At 39.1% G+C, this 25,180-nt stretch carries 19 protein-coding genes, 1 tRNA gene and 1 riboswitch; of the genes, 4 read left to right on the forward strand and 16 right to left on the reverse strand.

Features of this window, described 5'->3' with window-relative positions:
- Window positions 1-53 precede the first annotated feature (53 nt).
- The 6 genes from ACIROD_RS09250 to queG all read right to left on the reverse strand — a co-directional run bounded on the left by ACIROD_RS09250 (window position 54) and on the right by queG (window position 5,646).
- The gene (locus ACIROD_RS09250) at window positions 54-974 is read right to left on the reverse strand and encodes an iron-hydroxamate ABC transporter substrate-binding protein (protein WP_101223363.1); all 921 of its coding nucleotides are present in this window, start codon (window positions 972-974) and stop codon (window positions 54-56) included.
- Window positions 925-1,773 carry an ABC transporter ATP-binding protein gene (locus ACIROD_RS09255; protein WP_101223364.1) on the reverse strand — a complete coding sequence of 283 codons (849 nt, stop codon included), beginning with the start codon at window positions 1,771-1,773 and terminating at the stop codon, window positions 925-927. Before ACIROD_RS09255 ends, ACIROD_RS09250 begins: the two co-directional genes overlap by 50 nt.
- Before the next feature lie 290 nt (window positions 1,774-2,063).
- Complete coding sequence (gene nfsA / locus ACIROD_RS09260) at window positions 2,064-2,813, reverse strand: oxygen-insensitive NADPH nitroreductase (protein ID WP_402939835.1); 750 nt, start codon at window positions 2,811-2,813, stop codon at window positions 2,064-2,066.
- A gap of 79 nt (window positions 2,814-2,892) precedes the next feature.
- Window positions 2,893-3,381, reverse strand: coding sequence for a tRNA (uridine(34)/cytosine(34)/5-carboxymethylaminomethyluridine(34)-2'-O)-methyltransferase TrmL (trmL, locus tag ACIROD_RS09265; RefSeq protein ID WP_101223366.1), 489 nt, complete (start codon window positions 3,379-3,381; stop codon window positions 2,893-2,895).
- 67 nt (window positions 3,382-3,448) lie between these two features.
- A complete protein-coding gene (locus ACIROD_RS09270; RefSeq protein ID WP_101223367.1) occupies window positions 3,449-4,306 on the reverse strand; it encodes an amidase domain-containing protein in 858 nt (285 codons plus the stop codon).
- 200 nt (window positions 4,307-4,506) lie between these two features.
- Window positions 4,507-5,646, reverse strand: a complete 1,140-nt coding sequence (queG, locus tag ACIROD_RS09275) for a tRNA epoxyqueuosine(34) reductase QueG (protein WP_260359169.1) — start codon at window positions 5,644-5,646, stop codon at window positions 4,507-4,509.
- 106 nt (window positions 5,647-5,752) lie between these two features.
- Here queG and ACIROD_RS09280 point away from each other — a divergent pair, with 106 nt between their 5' ends.
- Window positions 5,753-6,421, forward strand: coding sequence for a B3/B4 domain-containing protein (locus ACIROD_RS09280; protein ID WP_402939840.1), 669 nt, complete (start codon window positions 5,753-5,755; stop codon window positions 6,419-6,421).
- A gap of 854 nt (window positions 6,422-7,275) precedes the next feature.
- Here the strand turns inward: ACIROD_RS09280 and ACIROD_RS09285 are convergent.
- The 5 genes from ACIROD_RS09285 to mgtE all read right to left on the reverse strand — a co-directional run bounded on the left by ACIROD_RS09285 (window position 7,276) and on the right by mgtE (window position 13,071).
- A tRNA-Gly gene (locus tag ACIROD_RS09285) sits at window positions 7,276-7,349 on the reverse strand.
- A 190-nt stretch (window positions 7,350-7,539) separates the two neighbouring features.
- Complete coding sequence (locus tag ACIROD_RS09290) at window positions 7,540-7,953, reverse strand: YbjN domain-containing protein (protein WP_063235961.1); 414 nt, start codon at window positions 7,951-7,953, stop codon at window positions 7,540-7,542.
- 159 nt (window positions 7,954-8,112) lie between these two features.
- Window positions 8,113-10,065: an FUSC family protein gene (locus ACIROD_RS09295; protein WP_402939843.1), complete on the reverse strand. Its 1,953-nt coding sequence runs from the start codon at window positions 10,063-10,065 to the stop codon at window positions 8,113-8,115.
- 240 nt (window positions 10,066-10,305) lie between these two features.
- Entirely contained in the window at window positions 10,306-11,334 is a 1,029-nt protein-coding gene (locus tag ACIROD_RS09300; protein WP_230178055.1) for an NADP-dependent oxidoreductase, read from the reverse strand.
- Between the two features lie 378 nt (window positions 11,335-11,712).
- Window positions 11,713-13,071 (reverse strand): magnesium transporter, encoded by a 1,359-nt coding sequence (gene mgtE / locus ACIROD_RS09305; protein WP_402939847.1) that lies wholly within the window; start codon window positions 13,069-13,071, stop codon window positions 11,713-11,715.
- Between the two features lie 265 nt (window positions 13,072-13,336).
- A riboswitch (M-box (ykoK) riboswitch) is annotated at window positions 13,337-13,502 on the reverse strand.
- 429 nt (window positions 13,503-13,931) lie between these two features.
- Between mgtE and ACIROD_RS09310 the strand changes: the two genes are divergently transcribed.
- Window positions 13,932-15,179: an alpha/beta hydrolase family protein gene (locus ACIROD_RS09310; protein ID WP_402939850.1), complete on the forward strand. Its 1,248-nt coding sequence runs from the start codon at window positions 13,932-13,934 to the stop codon at window positions 15,177-15,179.
- Between the two features lie 1,223 nt (window positions 15,180-16,402).
- Window positions 16,403-16,531: a hypothetical protein gene (locus ACIROD_RS09315; RefSeq protein ID WP_290370132.1), complete on the forward strand. Its 129-nt coding sequence runs from the start codon at window positions 16,403-16,405 to the stop codon at window positions 16,529-16,531.
- 316 nt (window positions 16,532-16,847) lie between these two features.
- On the opposite strand, the gene ACIROD_RS09320 is transcribed toward ACIROD_RS09315, so the two are convergent.
- The 5 genes from ACIROD_RS09320 to ACIROD_RS09340 all read right to left on the reverse strand — a co-directional run bounded on the left by ACIROD_RS09320 (window position 16,848) and on the right by ACIROD_RS09340 (window position 23,121).
- Window positions 16,848-18,347, reverse strand: a complete 1,500-nt coding sequence (locus ACIROD_RS09320) for a sodium:solute symporter family protein (protein WP_402939854.1) — start codon at window positions 18,345-18,347, stop codon at window positions 16,848-16,850.
- Window positions 18,344-18,544, reverse strand: a complete 201-nt coding sequence (locus ACIROD_RS09325; protein WP_053344651.1) for a DUF3311 domain-containing protein — start codon at window positions 18,542-18,544, stop codon at window positions 18,344-18,346. Before ACIROD_RS09325 ends, ACIROD_RS09320 begins: the two co-directional genes overlap by 4 nt.
- A gap of 12 nt (window positions 18,545-18,556) precedes the next feature.
- Window positions 18,557-19,744: a M20 family metallopeptidase gene (locus tag ACIROD_RS09330; protein ID WP_402939857.1), complete on the reverse strand. Its 1,188-nt coding sequence runs from the start codon at window positions 19,742-19,744 to the stop codon at window positions 18,557-18,559.
- 175 nt (window positions 19,745-19,919) lie between these two features.
- A complete protein-coding gene (locus ACIROD_RS09335) occupies window positions 19,920-21,218 on the reverse strand; it encodes a hypothetical protein (protein WP_230178224.1) in 1,299 nt (432 codons plus the stop codon).
- A 598-nt stretch (window positions 21,219-21,816) separates the two neighbouring features.
- The gene (locus ACIROD_RS09340) at window positions 21,817-23,121 is read right to left on the reverse strand and encodes a helix-turn-helix domain-containing protein (protein WP_402939860.1); all 1,305 of its coding nucleotides are present in this window, start codon (window positions 23,119-23,121) and stop codon (window positions 21,817-21,819) included.
- Between the two features lie 473 nt (window positions 23,122-23,594).
- Here ACIROD_RS09340 and ACIROD_RS09345 point away from each other — a divergent pair, with 473 nt between their 5' ends.
- Window positions 23,595-25,139 (forward strand): AbgT family transporter, encoded by a 1,545-nt coding sequence (locus ACIROD_RS09345; RefSeq protein WP_402939862.1) that lies wholly within the window; start codon window positions 23,595-23,597, stop codon window positions 25,137-25,139.
- Window positions 25,140-25,180: the final 41 nt, after the last annotated feature.

Raw genomic sequence — 25,180 nt, forward strand, 5'->3', positions numbered from 1 at the left:
CTCTTTTTTATAGAATAAAAGGAGAGGAATTGGAATCCCTCTCCCTCACTGTATTATTTTCCAAGAAAACTTTTAGAAAAGAAGTCTAATTGGTATTCTAATGTTATTGGATCATTGAAGTAGAATTTTTTTGCATCAGCTTCATATAGCTGATTGTTTTTAACGGCAGGTATGTTTTTAAACGTATCTGTTTGTTGGAATGAATTGTCCTGATCTTTGTTATTGCTCAAAATCACATAATCACCGGCATAGTCTTTCAGGACTTCTAATGATAAGGCAAAGTAACCATCTTTCAATGCCACTTCTTTTACCTTTTCAGGCATGCCCAATTTCATTTCTTGATAAAGGATTTCCGTTCCACGGCCCCAATTATCGCCGTATACATAGAACTGTTTGTCAAACTTTTCGAAAACGGAAACGGTAGCATCTTCTCCAATTTTAGCCTTAATTTCATCACCGGTTGTTTTTGCCCGTTTTTTGAAATCATCCACCCAAGCTTGAGCTTCTTTTTCTTTATTCAAAAGTTTACCAATTTCTACATGCTGTGTTAAATAGTCCACTTTTCCGTATGTATACGTTACAGTCGGAGCAATTTCCTTTAATTTATCGACATTTTTAATCGTTGATAAACCAATGATTAAATCCGGATCCAACTCAATGATTTTTTCCAGGTTTTCGTCCGTGACTTCCTCGACATTTTTTAACTCTTTAAAGTTCGGGTTCATTTTAGACCACGAATCGACACCTACAAGGTTAACATCCAAAGCCATTACGTTACCTGCGAATGAAGATAGTACTAAAACACGTTGAGGATCTGCCGGAACTTCAACAGGACCATTTTCAGATTGATATGTGATGGTACCTGATTTTTCCTTTTTGGAAGCGGAGCTTTTTTCTTTTTCGGTTGACTCGTTACCACAAGCACTAATAATTAACACTAACAGCAGTATAAACGGGATCATTATCTTTTTCATTTGTTGTCAAATCTCCTTTTAATAAATTGTATGTACTGCACATTGGTTTGTTTGTTCGTTGATCTCGTCCGATTACCGCATCAATATGGAATACTTCCTTAAGCACTTCATGAGTGATGACTTCTTCACAATCTCCTGCTTTGACTATTTCCCCGTCCTTTAAGGCAATGATATAGTCGGCAAAGCGAGCAGCTTGGTTTAAATCATGAAGAACCATGACAATTGTACGTCCCTGTTCTACATTCAGCTTTTGTAATAATTCTAGAACCTCCAGCTGATGCGCCATATCCAAATAGGTGGTCGGCTCATCAAGGAAGATGATTTCCGTTTCCTGGGCAAGTGCCATCGCAATCCAAACACGCTGGCGCTGACCTCCTGATAGAGCATCCACCGGACGGAACTTGAAGTCTTTCGTACCGGTCACTTCAAGTGCCCAATCAATCACATCATAGTCTTTTTGGGTCAGGCGCCCAAAACCTTTTTGATAGGGAAAGCGCCCATATGATACGAGCTCCCCAACCGTCAAACCGCTTGCACTCTCGGGTGTCTGCGGAAGTATGGCCATTTTTCTTGCAAGGATCTTAGTGCTTTCTTTTGAAATATTCACCCCATCTAAAACAACCGTACCTGATTGATTAGAAATGATTCTGGTGATCGCTTTCAAAAGTGTCGATTTCCCACACCCATTTGAACCGATGATCGTCGTGATTTTTTTATCTGGAATTTCCACACTGAGATCTTTTACAATTAAACGTTCACCATAACCAATATTCAAATCCTCTGTATATAGGCGAACCATTTTTTAACCTCCATTTACTGAAAAATAGGTAAGTAAAAACTCAAATGAAAATGATTATCATTATCCACTACTTAATTACTATAATTCTATCTAAATATATTGTCAATGGTAATTTCATGGGCATATAAGAAGAAATTCTGACAGGATTTTTTGGGCCGGTCCATATTACCGACTGACAAATGAACACAGTAAAGATCCCGGAAATATTTCCGGGATCTTTACTGCTAGGTCCATACTCAGGACTTTGGAAGATGTCCCTTATGGGAAGGGCAATAAGCCATTACCATCAATCAATGTTTCTTAAATCCTTGCTTCTCAACATAATCTTTCATGTACAACCTGCTTTTCTTTCCAAGCATTCCAGCCATTTGCTCGGTCCAGGTGTCTTTTCGTTTACCTTCAGTCCGACGCTCGTAATAACTGGAAATCGTTTCATTATACTCTTCAAGTTGTCCGATGAACTCTTGCTTATCCTCCTGATATCCATTTTCATGATAAATATTGGACAGCGGCAAACGCGGCTTTTTATCCGAACGGTTTTTCGGATATCCGACCACTAGAGCGAATAATGGTATAACGCGATGCGGTATATTCAATATTGCTGACACTTCTGGGAGATTATTGCGGATCCCGCCTATATAGCAAATGCCAAGATCCATCGATTCTGCTGCCAATGCCGCATTTTGAGCCGCAAGAGCAGCATCAATACAGGCAACCATGAATTTCTCCGTACTTTCAATTGATTCGGACAGGTCAGTGCTTTCCATTTCGGAAACCATATCATGACGATATAAATCGGCGCAAAAGACGAATAGATGTCCATTCTTCTCTACATATGATTGTGGTCCGGCAAGTTCAGCAAGCTTGGCTTTCTTTTCCGGATCGGTTACCCCTATGATTGAATACGCTTGAATATAACTTGAAGTCGATGCCGCTTGGGCACATTCCACAATCGTATTGATTTGCTCCTCAGACAATAACTTGTCCTCAAAAGAACGTATGGAACGGTGATCTAAAATCTTCTCAATAATGTTATTCAATGCTCCCACCCCTAAAGAATATGTAAAGTATCCATCATCGGGGCTGAAATAATGCCCCCGATGACAGTAATGATGAAACTCAACCTTTTGTTTTCAAATCCAATTCACGGTAATTTTGCTGTCTAAGTGCTTCATAAACCAAGATGGCAGCCGTGTTCGACAGATTAAGTGAACGTACTTTATCCGTCATTGGAATCCGCAGGCACCGATCCATATTTTCTTGGATCAGATCCTTCGGGAGCCCCGTCGTTTCACGGCCAAAAATGAAGAATATCTCACTGTCTTGATCACTGTAATCGAAGCTGGAATGCGGCTGCTCCCCGAATTTCGTCAAGTAATAAAATTCACCGCCGGCATTTTTTTCAAAAAACTCTTCTAACGAATCATAATAATGGATCTTTACATTCTCCCAGTAATCGAGCCCGGCCCGTTTGAGCTGTTTGTCATCCGTCGAGAAACCGAGCGGGCGAATGAGATGTAAAGACGTATCCGTCCCTGCACATGTTCTTGCGATATTTCCTGTATTTGCTGGAATCTGTGGTTGATATAAAACTACATGTATTGACACTTCATTTTCACCTCTAGTTTGAACTTCACCTTAATTATAGCATTAAACAAAAAAGACTAAAAACCAATCACCCTCCATCCAAAATCACAAAAAATTTATAAACGATGTTCGGTGTGTATCTCGTTGAATCCTCATATGTCCAATACCGGTGACGGCTGTTCATCGTATGTGCATTCACTAGCGGCATCCCGTCCTGATCCTTCGCCGTTACGATCAAGTTATGATCAAACCGTCCGTCCCCTTCGAAATCTATACAAAGGATATCTCCCAAATTCAATTCCTTGGCCGACTCGACCTGCTTTGTCCTGATGGCATTCCCGGCTTTAAGCAGATGATATAAAGAATGGGCCGTCGTCCATGTATAACTCCAGCTTTTCCCTCTTATCCACCAGCCCTTACTTTTATTTGGGGCCCCCCACATCGGTATTCCTCCTGCATGTAAACATTGTGAAATGAAATTCGTACAATCATCAGTGAATTTATGATAAGCGGGATTGAATTCGTTCCACCAACGCTCGGCATATTGGACAGCCTTCATCCGATCATATTTATATGCGAGACGCTCTGCGCCTGGATCACATTTTGGCGGTGCCCCTTCGGTTTCAAAGCTCGGAATCAGCTCACTTTCATCCACTATATAACCATTTCGAAACCGGGCCTCCCTTTCCTCCATTTCTTCTTCTATATAAAATGAATCCTCCTGTTTCAATAAATATTGCAGGTGCACGTGATATGTCAGAACTGTATCATTGTCTTCCTTTCTCTTTGAATGTACCTTGCCTGCCGCATTCACCCGAACAATTTCCGCAGCACGGTTTCTCATCATTTCCTTCTTCAAATGTAACTTCCTTTCACCCCGTTCCAGATCATCGGAAGTATAAAACTCCACTCTTTCTTGTAAAAGGCGTTGCAATTGTTCCCTCAAGTTCATGCCCTCCTTCTTACCATCTATGCTAATGTGTATGTATGAGGGCATGGACAAAAACACAATTTCATAAAATGTGGGAGTTTCAACTTTATATATATATAATGATACTTTTAAAAAGGTTTCCTTGAAGGTAACGGAATATTCTAAGCCAAAAAAGCCGCCCCGTTAATATTTACCGGGCGGCTGCATTTTAGATATCATTTAGTTTCCAAGGTAAACTGCAGTCCTTTCTCAATTTCCGCCAATACCTCTTCATCCGTTTCCTTCATTCTTGCATCTTCCAATGCGGAAACAGCCTGCTCCCGGCCAATTTTCCCAACTGCCCAGGCCGCCGTCCCCCTGATGACAGGCCGCGGATCATCCTTCATGACCTGTATCAATTGAGGCAATGCCGTTTCATCTTTGAAATGGGCCAATGCTAAAATGGCATTTCGTTGGATTGGTTTTTTACCGCGCCAAGAGCCAGATACATGGCCGTATGTCTCTTTGAAGTCCCTATTCGAAATCGTAAGCAGCGGTTTTAACAGAGGTTTCGCCAGCTCCGGGTCGGGTTCCATCTCTTCATGAAAATGAAAATCCATTCCTTTGTTTTTCGGACAAACGGTCTGGCATGTATCACATCCATACAAACGATTGCCTATTTTCGTCCTGAACTCATCCGGAAGGAAACCTTTTGTCTGCGTCAAGAACGCAATGCAACGCTTGGAATTTAGCTGCCCGCCCTGAACGAGCGCTCCAGTCGGGCAAACATCGACACATTTATTGCATGTCCCGCATTGATCTTCCATCGGTTGATCCGGTTCAAATGGCAGGTTGGTTATCATGTCTCCCAAGTATACATAAGACCCGAATTCCGGTGTGATGATCATACTGTTTTTTGCACTCCAGCCAATACCTGCACGCTCAGCCACTGCCCTATCAGATAACTCGCCCGTATCAACCATGGACTTCATCATTGCTCCTGGCACCTTATCACTGATGAAATCCTCAAGTAACTGCAATTTATTACGAAGAACGGTATGATAATCCGTTCCCCAAGACGCCCGGCAAAAAATCCCCCGGCGCTCACTTTTTGTACTTTGCGGAGCATCCTTCAATTTAGAAGGATAAGCAAGCGCAATCGAAATGATGGATTGCGGTTTATCGAATATCAATTCAGGCCTTACCCTTTTATCTATATCGGCTTCTTCAAACCCTGACTGATAATCCAGCTCCTGTTGACGTATCAACCGACCTTTCAATTCGGTAAAGGCCGTGGCCGATGTAAAGCCGATTTTATCGATGCCGATTTCCTTACTATATATAATCACTTCTTGCTTGAATGTGTTCATATCCATATTAATCACCTACGTTCATTCAGTATTCCCATTGAAAGCTTGAATCTTTTTCAAACCATTGCTATCTATGATAAACTAATTGCAATCATTTTTGGAGGTGAAACCGTTGGAAATTACCGTATCAGCTAATCTTAGCAGTAAAATCCCTCAATTCAAAGTTGGGATCATTACATATGAAAACATCGAAGTAGGTCCCTCCCCGCAAATGGTGAAAGGAAGACTTCAATTATTTCAGGAAGCTCTTTTCTTCGATCTTGAAGAAAAGGAATTGGCCGACTTTTCCGGCATTAAAGTGTGGCGGGAGATTTTCAAGGCTACTGGAACAAATCCGTCACGGTACCGCCCCTCCGTGGAAGCCCTTTACCGTCGAGTAAAAAAACAGAATTACTTGACACCCATTCATTCAGCCATCGATTTAAATAACTTCTTCTCGCTGTTATATGAAGTTCCGATTGGCATTTATGATGCGGAAAAATTATCAGGGGACATCTCGATTAAGATCGGCGAGGAGTCAGATGGTTATGAAGGTTTGAACGGCCGCTTGAATTCCATGGAGAATATGATTACATCTGCCGATCATGTGGGCGCATTCGGAAGTCCTTACGTTGATTCAGAACGCACGAAAGTCACCGAAGAAACGAAAAAAGCTATCCAAATCATTTATTTACAACCCAATACTCCAATCACGGAAGCAGATCAGCTGACGAAATCCCTGATGGACATGTTCCTTGAAATCCATGGTGGTGAAGGGACTTACTCGATTGTAGAAGGATAATTAAAATTCGAACGAAATTAAACCCTTTCCACAATCGGAAGGGGTTTTTATGATTTTTCCAATTAATAAAACCAGTCCTCTAGTATCCTTTTATTCAACCGATCGATCCATACCCTGAAAAAAGCGATAAAATGATTCCTGGATTTTAAGAGCATAAAGGATCACCTAGCTTAAATTTGGTTCGGGATGAGTCTAGCCTACGGACTTTTCTTAAATTACATTCCAGTGATTCCAGAAACCCGCTCCCTTTCCGCCGACTGTCTGCCAAGCCTCATCAAAGCAAGCGCCTGTGGGGTCTCGACTAGCCAGTTATTCGGCAGGAGTGTCGCAAATTTCTTCGAACCAGTGAGGGTTTCATAAAACAATAAAAAAACAAAGAGCGAGATTGCCTACAATTTTATCCAAAAAAATGTTTTTGCTGTTTTCAGCCGGAGCACTTTTGTTTCAACCTACACCTCACTATTCGGACTCCCAATCCCTTTTTGTCGCCAAACTGCAACCATAACAATGGTTATTACATATCCGCACACCTTGCTCTTCCCCATTAACAGTGTCTAAACAGACCTAAACTACATAACTTGCAAGTTTGGACAAAAAAAAGCACACACTTAGTCAAACTGATTCTACTTACGTAGTTAATCACATTGACTAAGTTAGTGCTGAATCGAAATCCCCACTCTCCAGGATGGAGGATAATATAAAAATAAAAAATCGGTTTTCGGGCATAACATACTTACTGCAGGCAATTTGAACAATAAAAAAAATCCCACTGTAAACAGTAGAATTCTTGTAATAATATTTAAACGCAAAGCTTCGTTCTCCAGGTAACGAAACCCTACGTTATGAGTATGTATTGGAGCGGGTGAAGGGAATCGAACCCTCATCATCAGCTTGGAAGGCTGAGGTTTTACCACTAAACTACACCCGCATATTCTTGTAGAAGTTTGTCGAATTACCAATCAACAAAATTAATTATATAGTTTAATGTGAAAAAATGCAATAGTTCTTTTAAAAAAAATTAATAATTAACGTATTGTAACGTTAATATATTCATTCACTCTAGTAAAAATGTTAAAAAGTCCTCTGAATCAGAGAACTTTTTCATCCTATATGATGATCTAAGACCAAATGACTTCCATTAACCGCGGATAAACCTGCTGTGCCGTTTCAAGCAGCATGATTAACTTCCTGAACGCCAGATCCGGTACGATGTCCCCCTCAATGGAGTATGAATACCGAATGGAAATGGTCCCATTTTCCTCATACAGCTTAGAATACCTAAAATTAGCATTATATTCATTCAACAGTGTATGTACATCCTGTTTCTTTTCAGGATTCTTCAACTCGGCGACATTAAAGCAAAATAAGTCCGCCACATTTTCATCTTGATTGAAAGCAAATACTAAAAGGACCTTCCAGCCGTCCTTTAACTTTTGCTCAGCCCTAAAAAAGGTGGTGCCATCTTCATTCAACTCATTCATATAGATTTTCTCACTAGTTAAAAAATCACGAAATTTAGCAACGTTTGACATGGTTCATCACCTTTCTCTTTGTAATTACATTTTATAATGAAAACTGGCATTTTTACAGACTTTTCTATAAACCTTCCAATTTCATCCTATTAATAGGGGCGAAGAATCACTCATTTAAAGAAAGGGATTCAAATATGATCTCCCGGATCAATAGATTGATTAGCCAGTTGCTTCTCCGGAAAACTGAAGCGCATCTTGTAGGTCCAAAATTTCCTGACGGATTTTTGAATATCCTTCTATTTCTGGCACTTCTTTATTCGTATGTGATCGACTTTTATCGGCCGCTATCGCCATGTTTTCGAAAACATACAGCAACTGAGCAAGCTCCCGCTCTGAAAGGATTGGCCGTTCAGAGGATTTTAAGCTGGCATTTAGATAATATCCCAACTGTTCTATCGAAAATATAACGGGCCAAAGAGATTCCAATCTAGCCTTGTTTTTGAATATCTCACCAAGGGATGCATTGTAGACGGTTAATAGATTCACCATATTTGTTTGCATTTTGTTCCTTTCACTGCTTTCATCAATTGCAAGGTCATTATCTTTTTCAGAGAACGCCATCAATAATAGCTGCCCCTGGCTACGAATCGTTTTGGCTATTAAATGATTGAGAAGACTGGATGCCGAACGACTTCCGAGTAACAGCGTCCCAATAAGCCCTATCAAGCTACCAACGACAATATCGGTTATCCTTACAGTCGCAAAAAAACCGAAATCATAGCTTTGAGATGAATATTCCACCATGATCAATGCTGAAGGGGTAAAAAACATCGCCGCCAATCCATAATTCCGAACGATGAAAAGCTCTGTAATGAATGTCAAAGATAAAATGATCAGAACGATGATGAACTCGTTATGAACGGCTGCTAGAATTAAACTTGCTATCAGGAGCCCGATGACCGTCCCGAAAGTCCTTTGGACCGCCCGATGGAATGTGGAGATGATGGTCGGACCCGACATAACGGCAGCACAGGATAAGGGAATCCAGTACGAACGGTTAAAATCGGCGGAATAGGCGATGATCGCCGCAATGGTAAGGATTGTTCCATATCGAATGGAAGAGAGGAAAACAATGGAATTCTTATCGAACGCCCCAAGAAAAATGGTCTTTAAAGAAGGCTTGGAGATGGTTGCTGCTTGATCGATTTTTTGTACAGGTTCATTCATGATGGCATCTGCATTGTATATCATCATGAATAACGCTTCCACCTCATCAGTCATTTGGTCAGGTTGAAGGATCTTTTTTTTATTCTTTTTTCCAGATGCAATGGAACCGGCCAAGGCACGAACGGAATGACCTAATTCTGGCGGCATCACGATCTTTTTGTTCAAGGTAATCTCCAGAGCCTCCAAGAATATGGCATTGGCATGTTCATTCAATAGATATAATCGCTTCAACTCATCTGGACTTCGCCTGTTTGAAACCCCCGCTAACAGTGTATCTTCAGCGTGTTTCATCGCCAATACGGTTCTTTGTCTTGCTTTATTGAATGTCTCGGTGCCCATGGAATCAAAGAATGCCCCCAATTCTCTGTACACCTTTTCTACCGCAAGCGATTCTGGTCCATGAGGGTTGAAAAACCAGCCTAACATACAGATTATCCATGATAGTGCCCCACCTATTAAAACGAGGCCACCACGCAATGGGGCAAGACTTTGGTCAACGGGCATACCTGTCGCAAGCGCAAAGCTCAAGACGAAAAATACCGCCGAAGGACCGGTTATCTTTAATGCACCAAATACAAAAAAAACACTGGCCCCGATGATACCCATCATTATGGCTGTTCCTAATTGGTATGGAGCCAAAAGCGTCCCTAAAACAACAGATAAAGCAAGACCCACCATCACAAAGAAAATCTTTTTAGCTCTTTGGCGATACGGTTGGTTAAAAACGTATAAATAAGCGAAACCTCCTATCCCTGCAAGTAAACCGTACGATAAATTTCCGAATAATAAGCCAATGAAAACAGGTAGTGCAGCAGCTATACCTGCACTTAGTGCTTTTATCCAAGGAAATGGAATCTTTTTTATTTCAAAAGCCTGTTTAAATGTCGTATGTATCGTATCCAATTTCAGAGATTCCGAAGAGGACCTTTGCTTATTTTCACTCATTTTCAATTTATCCTTTCATTAAAGATTCCAACTCTGTAGTGAAGGCTATGTCTGATGAAGTGACTTCTCATAATTAATATCCTTCATATGGATCAAAAGATACCACTTAAGGTAATGAAGGATCATATAACTTGAAAGAAAACGGCCTTTCCCCGATTTAAATCGAAAAAAGGCCGCTTTTGTCATAAGCTGCTTAAAAATCCCAACAAAGGACCTTCCTCAGCTTTATTTCCAGAAAACTTATAGTTGAGCGAATTCAGGCTCCGCAACTTTTACAAGCTGCTTACCGAGGTTCGTTCCTTTAAACAAACCTAAAAATGCATCAGGCGTGTTTTCGAACCCTTCAATAATCGTTTCTTCATACTTCAGCTTTCCTTCTTGAAGCCACTTACCTAAATCCGTAGCACCCTCTTGGAATCTAGAGGCATAATTTCCAACTGTGAAACCTTTCATTAGTGCACTCGTTTTGATCATCGCCGATTGCAGACGCGGTCCTAGATCTTTTCCTTCTGCGTTATACGAGGAAATCGCTCCGCATAATGGTATTCGGGCATTCGCATTCAAAAGTGTGAAAACAGCATCGGACACCTCGCCGCCCACATTATCGAAATAAACATCGACTCCATCGGGAACAGCATTAGCTAAATCTGTCGCAAAACTATCACTTTTATAATTTACGGCTCCATCAAATCCCAGCTCTTTCGTTAAATACTCAAGTTTTTCATCTGAACCAGCGATGCCAACAACCTTCGCACCTTTAATCTTAGCAATTTGTCCGACTACTGAACCAACTGCTCCAGCCGCTCCTGAAACGACTACCGTTTCACCTTCTTGAGGTTTACCAATATCAAGCAAACCAAAGTAAGCAGTTAAACCGGTCATTCCAAGAATCCCTAAATGAGTTGTGACCGGAGCCACCTTGGGATCAATCACGCGGATTTCTTTTTCGGTGACAACTGTGTATTCTGCCCAGTCGATATTCCCAACAACGACATCCCCTTGTTTGAAGGAATTCGATTTGGACTCAACAACTTCAGCAACAACGCCGCCAGTGATGACCTTATTCAATTCAAATGGAGCAATATATGATTTGGTATCTTGCATTCTGCCACGCATATATGGATCGACAGATAAATATAGTGTACGTACTAAAATCTCATTATCCTTTGGTGTGGGAACTTCACTCTCAACAAAGTTGAAATCCCCTTTCGATGGCATACCTTTTGGACGGTTTGCCAGGGTGATTATTTGTTGTTTAGTTTGTGTCATCATTGTTCCTCCTTGGTTTGAATACGTAATTTCGAAAAGAAGCGTATCACTGATGAAGTTCATAGGTCAAAGAATATGATTGGTTTTTGCTTCCATAACACTCTTATGTAGTCTTTCCTATAAACCCCAAACTTGCTACAGCCTATTATGTCCCATGTTTTTCATTTCAATATACGGTTCACTCCCAGAAAAATTTAACGGCCTTTCCCCGATTGGATACCGAGAAAAGGCCGCAGCTTAAAACTCTATTTTTATTGTCTGCTTGGCAGATGATCAACCTCCGCACTATCCCGATTTAAAACATCAGCCTGGACAGTTTGTACTGCAATCATTGAGACTATGTTCGCCCATGAAAAAACTACTAGCTTAATGGATAGTCTACATCAATTTTGAAATAAACATCGTGGCAATTCCAAAGTAAATAAGTAACGAGAGGATATCATTTAGTGTTGTAATTAGCGGACCAGAAGCAACTGCAGGATCGATGTTGAATTTATATAATATCAAAGGAATAATGGTCCCAGCTAAAGTTCCGATAATTAGGGTCATCACTAACGAACTTCCAACCACTAATCCCAGAACGGGATTTCCCTGCCAAACATAAGCTATGATGGAAATCAATATTCCACAGGTAACGCCTATTATCAATCCAACTTTCAATTCCCGTATAATAAGTCTGGTCACGACTCCTTTATCAGTATCACTAGTGATTAGGCCCCTTACAACAACAGCTAAAGATTGTGTACCTGTATTTCCAGTCATCCCTGCGATCATCGGCATAAAGAAGGCAAGTGCAACAACTTTGGACAATGTTTCTTCAAAACCGCTTATAATGGTTCCAGACACCAATCCGATAAATAAAAGTAGAATAAGCCAGGGAAGCCGACGATATGCGGCCACGTGCGCCTTCGTATCAAAGTCTATAGCTTTACCGGATGCCGATAATTTTTCAATATCTTCATTCGCTTCCTTAATGACAACATCAATAATATCATCGACGGTTACAATTCCTAATAACTCATTATTTTTTTCAACTACAGGAATTGCTAAAAAATCATATCGCTCAATAACACGAGCTACCTCTTCTTGGTCTTCATAAGCAGTAACCGAGATAACCCGGCTATACATAATATCTTGAATTTTTTCAGATTCATCATTTATTATTAAATCCCGATATGAGACAACACCTACTAATTTTTTATCATTATCTATTACATAAAGATAATTGATCGTTTCCGAAAACTCCGCAAAGATTTTCAGTTTTTCAACTGATTCACGAACTGTATAATGTTGGGGGATCCAGACAAAACGGTTTGTCATTATTCGCCCGGCCGTTTCAGGGGGATAATTCATGATGTTTTGAACGATTTTTGATTCTTCTTGTTTCATGCCTGAAAGAAGTTCTTCAATTTTTTCAGGGGATAGGTCCTCTAACAATGAAGCTAGATCATCATTATCCATTAGATCCATTACATGACCGGATTTCTCTATTCCTAATTTACTAAGGATTTTTAATTGATGCACTTTCTCAACTTCTTGAATCAGTTCAGCGATTTGTTCTGAATCAAGTAACAACAGGAAACGTGTATGGTGTTTTTCTGGTAGCCCCTCAAAAATTCGCGCAATGTCATAAGGTTGGAGTTCTTCTAATATTGCTAAAAATTCATTCTTTTTTCCTTCTTTTAAAACTTTTATGATTTGTAAAGTCATTTGATCTTCGGTCAGGACTTTTTTCATCTTGTCACTCACTCCTTTTTAGGGGAGCAAAAAAATATTTCCCTTAAATACTAAGAGTAAAAAAAATATTTATTCCCCTTCCAAAATCTTGTTTTCATTCACGTGTATGTCGACGTGAATAGTTATCCAAATTCCTCACCCCCAGGAAAAAAATAAAAAAACCTCCATTACAAATGAAGGTGTTAAATACGGTATATATGCGTACATTGTCTGGATGACAAATACAACAGTCGTATAAGACTGAATGACAAATACAAGCATAAATCCAGTTCCTCCATTCGTAGAGCTTTAGCACTGTGTGGCATAGGACAAAGCCAGCTACATTAAAAACCACCTTATGTCGATGGTTTCTGTTGACCCATTGGCGTCTTTCGACATTTTTGGGCAGTAGCGTATCTCCTACACAGGAGCCTCACCTAACGAGGATATTTAATTTACACATCCACTCTAAAAGAGTTTCTTTTAGATGTCAATGTTTGATTCAAATAATTCTAATTTTGACCTAATATCCCGACATTTAAAAAGGTAACGTGAAAACAGCACCGACTTAGGCGCTCTCGATTAAGACGGTCTGTTCTCTTAATTAAAAAATCCCTCCACAATTGCCACCTTATTTAAAAAGGGACAATGGAAAAATAAACGCAACCACAAGGGAAAATATTGGAATTTGATATTAAAACTTACTTATAATGAAGACGGATATGAATGTCTGAAACAAAAAAACGTTACATGAAATTGTTTTTATCTCTAATTACTTTAGAAAGGAAATCGCTCGAATGAAAAAACTTTTGACGATTATATGTATTTTCGTAAGTACTTTTGTATTAATGGTAGGTTGCAGAACCAAGGAGGCGGTACAGGTGGAAGAGAATTCAAAGGAAGTGAGCTCATTGAAAGCTATTGAAGGCAGATGGGAGGGAGATATTAAAATTCCAAATCAACCACTTCCAATCATTGTTCATTTTACGAAGAAAGGTGGAACCATAAGTATTCCTGTACAAGGGTTGAACGAATTCCCCTTAACAAGTGTAAAGTTAAGTAAATCAGACTTGTTTTTTGATATGAAGATCCAAAATCAGCAAATAACGTTTGATGGTAAAGTAGATCAGAAAAGGATTTCAGGAACATTTGTTCAAAAAGGGCAAAAGTTCCCCTTTGAATTGGTCAAGAACTCCGATCAGGCAGTTGAAGAAAAAGAATCAGGTGAAATCGTGCAGGCCGACTTAAAGAACGGAACCATTAAAGGCCTTTTAGAAACACCAAAAAATGAAGGGCCTTTTCCTGTGATGATTTTAATTGCGGGTTCTGGTCCGACCGATAAAGATGGTAACACCATTGGAAATCCGGGAAAAAATAATAGTTTGAAAATGTTAGCCGAGAGTCTTGCAGAAAAAGGTATCGCAAGCATTAGATATGATAAGCGCGGAATTGGTGAAAATATGCAATTGGCAGGAAGAGAAGCGGACCTGAGATTTGAACAGTATATTGATGATGCAGCTGCCTGGATTCAATTTGCCAAAAAGGATGGCCGTTTTTCCAAAGTCGGCATCATCGGCCATAGCGAAGGCTCTTTAATAGGAATGGAAGCAGCTAAGAAAACAGAAACAGACATATTCATTTCATTGGCAGGTCCAGGCGAACCTATTGACCAGGTACTCATCAAACAGCTTGAAGAGCAACTGACACCGAAGTTATTAACGGAATCGAAAGATATACTGGCAAAGCTTAAACAAGGAAAACAAGTCGAGACTGTCAGTGCAGATTTGCAGAATGTATTCCGCCCTTCTGTTCAACCTTACATGATTTCTTGGATTCAATATAACCCGATAGAATCAGTAAAGGAACTGAATATCCCTGTTCTGATCGTAAACGGCAATAGAGACATTCAAGTGCCGGCAACTAACGCAAAAGCGTTACATACGGAAAAAAGCGATTCTGAATTACTTATACTCGAAAAGATGAATCATGTATTGAAAGAAGCCCCTGCAGATCGAGCGGGAAATTTAGCAACCTATACAAATCCTGAACTACCACTATCCACTGGTTTAATTAATGGAATCATAGAATTTTTAAACAAAAATGACTTTACCAGTAAAAATAACAATTAAGAGTCGTGTCTCCCCGGGTTTGCAAAGATCACCCAAATGATCCTCGTGCCCCAATATTAAGGTGAATATTCTTTTTAGGTTGTATCATCTTAGCCCTGGGTATCTCATATGTGTTTGTATTACTAAAAGAAATTAAGATCATTAAGAATTTGAATTGAATAGTTTATTGGATGAGTTAAAAACAAAAGGGTTCTATCTAAAAATTAAAACAAAGTAGATTGAAACGGAAGGTGCGAGACTCCTGCGGGAAAAGCGCGTCCAGGGGAGACCCCGCAGGCGCAAGCCGAGGAGGCTCCCGGACCGCCCGCGGAAAGCGAGTGCCTGGAGAGGAAATCGACGTTCAAATTGTACAAATCAAAAAAAACTGTAGACAAAGGGCAGAATAATTCTGCCTTTTGTTTTTTTATTTTCTCCGAGCTACCCTGCCCGGCAGAAACCAGAAAAGCTCCCTCATATCGAATTTATGGTATAAGCGCTAGTAACTGTGAAGCAAATATTCGACTGATCCTTCATAAAGTACATACCAAAATCAGTTATTGGATTCCTAAAATACACGTGAAATATATTCTATCGAGGTAATAGAAATGACTTCAATCATTTACCTGAAGGTTCACCTGGTAAACAATCCTTTTTCAATAAAAACTTACATCCAGAAAAACAATGGCAGGTAATCTAACAAAGAGGAAGATTTTGTATAAAATCATTAGTATAATTGATGAAATTACAATAAGAAAGGAAAGATCACTATGAAGATGCTTATACATGCTTTAAATAAGAATACTACATGTATCCTTGAAATCATTTATCTGTATATACTGTTCTTTTTTTCAGAGCTACAAACCACTACTGCAAGCTTATTAAAAATAAAGTAAGAACTATGTAATTTAACCCTCTTGTATGAACTTATGTTAAAAAGACCCTCTAGTTCCCAAACATTCCATAACATTTTTTATTTCATCTTCATAATTAGAACTTTCAACAGTCATAACAGCCAGTTTGCACACTTTGTCTGTGTAAAATCCCTCAAGGGCGAAATGCAGATCGATATGCAGCTGAGCTCCTTTTTCAACAGGCAATGATTGTTCTATCTATCCTCCTACCGAGCTACCTTACTAGCCGTGAATGAAAAAGATCACTTGATAAGGATGTTCCTTACAAGTGAAAAACATAAGTTCACCAAAAAGGGACAAACTGTATTTGAAAAAAGAAAGGAGATGTGAGACATGACAAAAAAGTTCAATAAAGGCAGCGGTAACCAAAATTCACCGCAATTACACGGACAAACTCCTATTAGCGGGGACAACAGCAAAGGAAATAAAAGAAATAAAGATCAGAGCTCTAAATCAGAGTAAGTAAATGAAACAAACCGGTCATATTCAGACCGGTTGTTTTTTTGCAGATAACCTTCTTAGTTATTTGGCAGAAAGAGATTAAAAAGGACAATTCTCAAAGGTCCCCTTCAAAAAAGGGCGATCATTGAATTATCCTGTGTCCACTGGACCAACTTTGATTCCAAAAGCCCAATTCTTTAAAAGCGTTCCAAACTGTAAATGGAGTGCTGCAAAACTGACCCCAGGAAAGTTTTAATTGGAAGGAATTCGTGTACATATTTATACCGGAAGTGAATGTAAAAAATCATGTTGCGTTAGCTATTTGATTCTTTTTGCATTAGATCTTCTGCTCTAGTGTTGATGTCTCCAAATCATCAGTATCTTGATGAGTATAAGTAAAGTTTTTTGTCATCAAACTGACCACCACTAAAACAACAATGTTAACAAATAGGGCGATAATACCCACATTCAGGTCTTTTATTGCTTGAGGAAGATAAGGAAACAGTTGTCCAATTTTTATATTCCCCAGTTCCATGATGGAAACTAGTACTCCTCCTGTTATTATCCCTGCAAATGCTCCATGTTTGGTTACAAAATTCTTTCTCATCAAACTTGCGAAAAAGGCAGGAGCAAGTTGTGTAATAAAATTATAGGCGATTAAAGCGAGACTAAAGAGGGTGTTTCCACCTTTAAAGGTCAAGTAAATCCCTACTAGAGAAATAAGCGGAACCAAATATTTTACCAGTTTTGCAATTTGATTTTCCGTTGCAGATGGAGTGAATACGCTGTATACATTTTTCGCAAGCAATGTTGATATAGACATCAACAGCATGGAACTTGGGACTAGAGCGGCTAACACGCCAGTACCACCGATTAAGCCTACAAACCATGGATCAAATTCTTGTTTAGAAAGCTGCAGTAAGATAAGGTCGGCGTCGCCGCCTTTTAATCCAGGCATCTGTAAGATCGCTGCAAACCCGACAAAAAAGGCAAACAATAAAATCAATTGGTACATTGGCATTAGGATTGCATTTTTTCGCAGTGCTTTCTCGCTAGAGGCAGCATAAATAGGAGAAAACCCGTGCGGCCACATATAAAATCCAATAGCGCTTAATACAACGGTCGATATATACCATGAAACGCTCATTCCCTGATTTGGAAGTATGGTATAGTTCGGCTTTGCCTGTTCAACGGCCTCATACATAGGTTGAAGACCGCCATAATAATGAAGTGGGAAATAAACTCCTAAAAATACAACAACGCCAAGAATCAGAATATCCTTCAAAATAGCTGTCCTGGCAGAACCGTGAATACCGGAAACCATTACAAAAATGGTAACACCAATTGCTCCAACCCAAATGGCAGCTGTAGAAGAAATGACCCCATAGGATGTTGCAGAAACGATATATCCTAAACCCTTCAATTGCAGGACTAAGTAGCAAGTACAAGCTATAACACCTATTACAGCAACAAGCACACCAAGATAGGGACTTTGATATTTTTTCACAAAAAAATCAGATTGGGAAACTAATTTGTGTTTCTTTGCATACCTCCAGATTGCAGGAAATGTCCAATAGGAGATGACTGTAGCCAGACAGCCATATGTCACGATACTAAAGATGGAACCACCTTCCCCATAAGCCGAACCACTTGCACCCAAAAAGGTAAAGGTAGTATACATTTCACCTGCGGATAAGAGGAAAATCAATAGGGCTCCCATTCCGCGACCTCCAACTGACCATTGTTCCAAGTTCATTTCTTTCCCTTTTTTAGCCTGGATACCAATCAAAACGGAAATGACGAAAAAAAACAGGATGAAAAAAACGGCAATGTTCATCTTGAATCTCCCTTCTGATTAGCAGGATCGAGTAGATAAATAATCCCCATTATACCTGTGGTCAGCACAGACCAAAGTACAATCCAAAAATGAAAAAATGGCATACCCAGAACATAGGGAGTTACTTTATTTGTAAACAAAGCGCCCACAATAAAGCCAAGAAACGGGATAATTCCGAGCCAATATATTTTTTTCAAACTCTTAACCCCCTAGTAAGTTAGATTTAACATTTTTAAAGTCCCATGAACAAATAACTTCACCCCATTTTGTAGAGCCTGTTCATCGACTGTAAATTTGGGATGATGGTGAGGATATATAATCCCTTTTTCTTCATTACGAGCTCCTATTCCAATATAAGATCCCGGAACTACTTTTTGAAAAGCAGAGAAGTCTTCACTTCCCATAATTGGCTTTGAAATTTCTCGACTTTCTTCACCAAATATTTCACAGACCGTTTCGTCCATCAATCGGGTAACTTCTTCATCATTAATGGTAGGAGCATAACCAAACTGATAATCGAATTCATAAGTAGCTCCATGCGCTTCAGTAATCCCTTTTACTATCCGTTCGATAAAATTCGGGATTTCTTCCCGCAGTTCCGGATTGAAGCTGCGAACTGATCCACCAATGCTTACCTTACTTGGAATAACATTAATCGCACTTCCCGCATGGAACTGAGTCACTGAAATCACCAGGGCTTCCTGGGCATCTCGATACCTCGAAACAATGTGCTGGAGATTTGATACAACCTGAGTTCCAATTGCTATGGGATCGACGGTAAGTTCAGGCTGTGAGGCGTGCCCCCCTTTACCCACCACAGTAATGTTAAAAGTATCAGCTCCAGCCATCACTGGACCGTAACCCAAACTAATTTTCCCTAAAGGAAGAGTCGACAAGAGATGGGATCCAATGATCATATCCACCCCATCCAGCACACCGTCTCTCACCATTTCTTGAGCTCCACCGGGCGGCAGTTCCTCAGCATGTTGAAATAAAAAGCGCACCTCCCCTTTAATTTGATCCTTTAACTGTGTAAGAATTTTTGCTGTGCCAAGCAGCATCGCCGTATGCCCATCATGTCCGCAAGCATGCATAACTCCTGAATTCTGTGACACAAAGTCAAAATCATTCTCTTCTACAATTGGAAGCGCATCCATATCTGCCCGCAGTGCAATAACCTTCCCAGGCTGCTGACCAATCAAACGGGCCATAATACTCGTTTTTGTCGGACGTGAAATTTCCAATTCACCAAAAGTTTGCAGCGTTTCATAAACAAATTGTGCTGTTTTTTCCTCCTGAAAAGAAAGCTCCGGATACTTATGTAAATATCTTCTCCAAGCAATCACTTCATCTTTAACAGCCTCGATCAAATCATGAATCATTATCGTTTGAGACATCCACTACAACTCCTTTTTCATTAAACTTACATAACATTTCTTAATTTAGGATAGTTTAAGGAAAAAATTCCTTAAATAGAGTATAATCTCACACGGTCTTTATTACAATATTTTTTGAAAATTCCAAACTATTTTTTCACACTAAAAAAGCACCCAAATTATGGGTGCCTGTAATTCATAATAATTGATAAATTTTACTCGGTCTTCCACGGGTGGCATTAGCCTCTTCACCAACGCATTGTGCCAACTCAACTTCGCACATATCCGCAACAATACGCCGTACATTCCGCTCTGTCATCTCAAGATGTGTCGCTATGTCCTTTGTAGTAAAATCACTCCAGCCCATTCTTTGAACAAGAGCCGATATCTTCTTATACGTTTTAACACTGATATTTCCGTTTTTCAACTTTTCTATAAGGGGTTTATTGTGGGTACGGGTATCATATTGCAGTTCTTTCTTTTTGCCTGGTGATTCGATAATTTTTCCATCATCTTGAATAATCACAATTTCTCGCTTCTTCATCTCTTTTGAATGTTGAATAGCACGAAAAGCATTGATTTCCGCCGAATAGGCAGTCTCACCGAAGCCAATTCCGACGGCAACGGTTGTATCTGCTTCAAAAGCCAATTTTTGAATGGTATCTTCGAGGGTAATGATTTCTCGTTCAATTGCGCCGCGAGAACTAAAAATCATGTATCTTCCATTCCCTTTCTCTGAAAAGGAACCATTTATTTTTTCTCCAAGTTGAATCAACATTTCTTTTAGCCGTAGCTCCAAGTATTGTAAATGATAAGGAGTTTTCATTTCCTCTGCAACTTTGTTAAAATATTCGACTTCAATGATTTCAACTCCGATTTGTGTATCCTTAAAGTAGGAAGTCTTTACTTTTTCAGAAAGAATTCGAAGCGTTTGCCTCACTTCCATCTTACTCATCGACATTCGGTAAGCTGGAATGCCATATTCCCTTAAAGCTTCACACACGGAAGGAAAACAAGAAAATGCTCCTTCTGTCTTTCCCGTATTCCATAAATCCAAGTGAAAATGTACCAATTCATCCGTATCAACATCTGTCTCAAACACTTTCGTATAAATCTTTTTGGTTTTTATATTCAACTGTGACAAAGCTTCCTCACTTATATTATTTGAGGACATAGTATCGATACTTAGATGCTCAATGATTTTCCCTTGTTCGTAGATCATCTCTAAAAAAGATTTATAAAAACCTGATTCCGTGGCAGGAACATGGACCATTATTTTATCTGTACGTATTGTTTTTCCCGCAATTTCATAGGGAAGTGGACCAGAAAAAAGCCATGCATGTACGTGAGATTCATGTTCCTTTACAATATTCTCCACCTCTTCGGTCTTTACATAGGGCAATGAGATGAATTCCAACTCATGTTTATATTCTTCTGCCAAAACTAAAATTTGTTCTATAGAAGTTTTTAGACCGACAAGTCCGATTTTATACATCCAGTAATCGACTTCCTTTACCATCTGTAATAGATTCATTGTTCTTTCTAGAATATCCTGGTTTAATCCAAGTCATGATATCGTAATCCTAATTTTTCTGCTGTCTAAATATTGCTCAATTTGTATGAGCCCTGGTTATTATTTCTTTTGTTACTCTTGATCATATCAGCAGAAAAAAGAAAAGAGTGGTAGCGATGGTATAATATATAGTTGTATTCATACCCACGCCAAATTTTTTCTCTTATGTATCATTTTATCATGCAACATGAAGGAAAAATACGTTGTATAAGCTTTTAATGAGAGGTTTACAAGTCAGCTTTCTTTATAGTTCGTTGCAAATCAACGTTTACTTTCCCTAAATTGAATAACGATATTACTATCATTTATAACTGTTCTGGTATTTTTACATATACGAATGATAGAGGAACATCTTTTTGATATTGCACCATAAGAAAAAGAGCTGATTTTCAGCTCTCTAGGTTAAAATAAAGTTTAAATGACTAGATCCAGATAATCAAACTCATTACTAATGAGAATCCCCTTCAAAACTTTCACCATAAATCGATTGCATTTACATGATAATAAGAAGGTCGAGGTGTTACTTCTTTAACATATAAATTTTACGAGGTCTTCCCCGAGGTGATTGAAGTTCTTCTCCTTTGTACTCCACTAAACCGCTTTCACTCAAACTACTCATAATTCTCTGGGCATTTCGAACGGTCATGGATAAATGAGAAGCTAAGTCTGAGGAGGTGAAGCCGTCCCAGCCCATACGATCAACCAATGCTTCTATCTTTTTATACGTTTTTATACTAATGTTAGCCTGATTCAATTTATCCAGCAGTTCTTTATCATTAGAACGGAAGGTATATGCCAATTGTTCTTCTTGACCTACGGATTCAATCATTACACCATCTTCTTGGATAACAACAATTCCGGAACTGTCTTGCTTCTTCGAATGACGGATTGCCTTGCGGGCATTGATTTCTGCCGATGCAGCCGTCTCGCCAAAACCAATACCCACTGCAACTGAGACATCCATTTCAAGGGCCAGTAATTGAACAGTACTTTGCAAGCTGCCAATTTCCCGTTCAATTGCCTTGCGTGAACTAAATATTTGATAGCGGCCGTTTCCATTTTCTATGAGTGATCCATCTAATTTTTCGCAAAATGAAAGCAAGGTTTGTTTAATTTTCAGCTCCAAATGTTGAAGATGATAACGAATATTAACCTCGTCCACAAATTGATCAAACTGATCAATTTCAATAATCTCTACACCTATCTGACTATCTTTAAAATAGGTGCTTTTTGCTTTTTCAATCAAAATCTTGACCGCTTGCCGAATTTCCATCTTTGTCATATTTATTTTGTAGACAGCAACATTTTCTTTTTTCAAGGCCTCATATACAGATTGTAAAACGGTTAGGACAGCATGTATCTCCCCTTCCCTCCACAACTGAAGATGAAATTGAACAATTTCTTGATAATCATATTGTTCATCAAATGTTTTTACATAAATATGTTCGGTGGAAATCCCTAGCTCTTGCAGTGACTCATGCAGAAAAAAGTCTTCCAATCGAATCATATCGATGGATAACTTATCGAAAAAATGTTTTTGATCTGCAGACATTTGTAATAAACATCTATATAAACTAGATCCTACGGGAGGACAATATGTAAAATTGGCCTCTGAATCCAACATTCCTTTTGCTATTCTATAAGGAACTGGTCCAGAGAAAAACCAACCATTTACTGTACTTTGGTGTTTCTTTATAATGTCCGTTACCTCACGTGCATCTTCATATGGAAAATCAATAAAATCTATTTCATGTTCAAATTCATTAGTAACATCCCGAATTTTCTTTATAGATGAAAGTGGACCTACAACCCCAATTTTATACAAGTTTATTTAACCCCCTACATCTTACTATTAGTTTTATTATATCAAAATAACCACCCCTATCAGGGAATAAAAATGAGAGCCAAATATAAAAGCATGTAAAGCACCGTTTGACATTAATAAACGGTGCTGCTTAATATGCTTTCCTATCTATCGTGAGTTCAAGAGTGGCAGGACTTTTTGACTCAAAGGTTTCGAATCCTATTGTTTCATTAACAATAATTACCAGAAAATAATTTCTCTTTTTTCTGAAAATTTTATTGAAATAGATTATTCTTAATTATATAATACATTTAACGAAAATAGCGTTAAATATTCGTTAATTAAAAATCAGTATATTGGAAGGAATTAATGAAGTTCTCAAAGGATGAAAGACGGTAATTTGAGTTTAAGGCATGTTTAGAGAAAAAGTTTATAAATGGAATGGTGCAAAACGCACAAACTACAAATGGAAGAAGGTTTAGGAGGAGAATGTAATGGAACAAAAAGTAATTAAAGATACAACTAATCTTCAAAATCATAAAACGGGTGGTTTTTTCAATCGAGTAGAGCGAATAGGAAACAAAATCCCCCACCCCTTTATCTTATTTATTTATATGATTGCTTTTTTATTTGTTGTAACCGCTCTCTTATCAGTTTTCCATGTTTCGGCATCGGACCCCATAAGTGGAGAGAGAGTGGAAGTTCAAAACCTCTTAAGCCGTGAAGGCATCCAATGGATTTTGCCGAATATGATTAAAAACTTTTCCGGCTTTTTACCACTGGGATCTATTTTAGCTCTTATGCTAGGAGTAGGATTAGCAGAAAAAGTTGGATTGTTAGAAGTTTTGATTCGGAAAATGTCGTTAAAAGTCTCAGGGAAATACGCTAGTTATTTAGTTGTATTTGTTGCCTTTTTTAGTCATGTTTCTTCTGATGCAGCGCTTGTTATTATGCCTCCCCTTGGTGCTCTAATTTTCCTTGCTGTGGGACGGCACCCTGTTGCTGGGTTGCTTGCTGCCATCGCTGGGGTTGGTTCAGGTTTCACTGCCAACTTATTAATCGTCACAACAGATGTCCTGCTTTCAGGAATTAGTTCGGAAGTAGCGAAAGGCATGAATGGAAATTTGACCGTTAATGTTACTGATAACTGGTTCTTTATGGCGACTTCCGTTCTCGTACTCACGGTAGTTATATCCTTGATTACAGATAAATTTGTCGAGCCGCGCTTAGGAAAGTATGAAGGTAGCGGTCAGCATAAGAAATTGGAGCAATTAACGAAGCAACAAAACAAAGCACTCCTGGCTACAGGTATTTCAGCATTGATTTTTATTGCTGTTATGGCCGTTCTAGTCGTTCCAGAAGGAGCTCTATTACGAAATCCAGAAACTGGAGCGATTCTCCCCTCGCCATTCATGTCTGGAATTGTCGCAATCATCTTACTCTTCTTTTTTACAGTTTCTATTACTTATGGAGTTAAGGTGGGAGCGATTAAGAAACAAAATGACATTCCGGAATTATTAGTAGACCCAATTAAAGGAATGGCCGGATTCATTATCATGGTTTTCCCGCTTTCCCAGTTTGTCGCTTGCTTTAACTGGAGTAATATGGGTAAATTTTTGGCTTTATCCATCACAGATCTCTTGGAACAGCTAAACATAGAAGGTGCACCTGTCCTAATTGGGCTAATGTTCTTATCTGGACTTCTTTCAATGTTCATTGCCAGCGGATCTGCAATATGGTCTATATTGGCACCCGTTTTTGTCCCAATGTTCATGGTATTAGGCTATCATCCTGCCTTCGCCCAAATGTTGTTCAGGGTAGCAGATTCATCTGTACTGCCATTGGCTCCTGTATCTCCATTTGTCCCACTATTCTTAAGTTTCTTACAAGAGTATCGAAAAGATGCAAAACTAGGAACTTATTATTCTCTTATATTGCCTTATCCGATTATCATCTTCATCATTTGGACGCTATTGGTAGTTGTTTGGTATTTCCTTGGCCTCCCAATTGGTCCCGGAGTATATCCGAAATTACCGTAATTTAAAAATCTCAAGCGCCTCGCATGCCCCTTAAGCGACTT

The sequence above is a fragment of the Peribacillus sp. NPDC101481 genome (assembly GCF_044767165.1).
Lineage (GTDB): Bacteria > Bacillota > Bacilli > Bacillales > DSM-1321 > Peribacillus.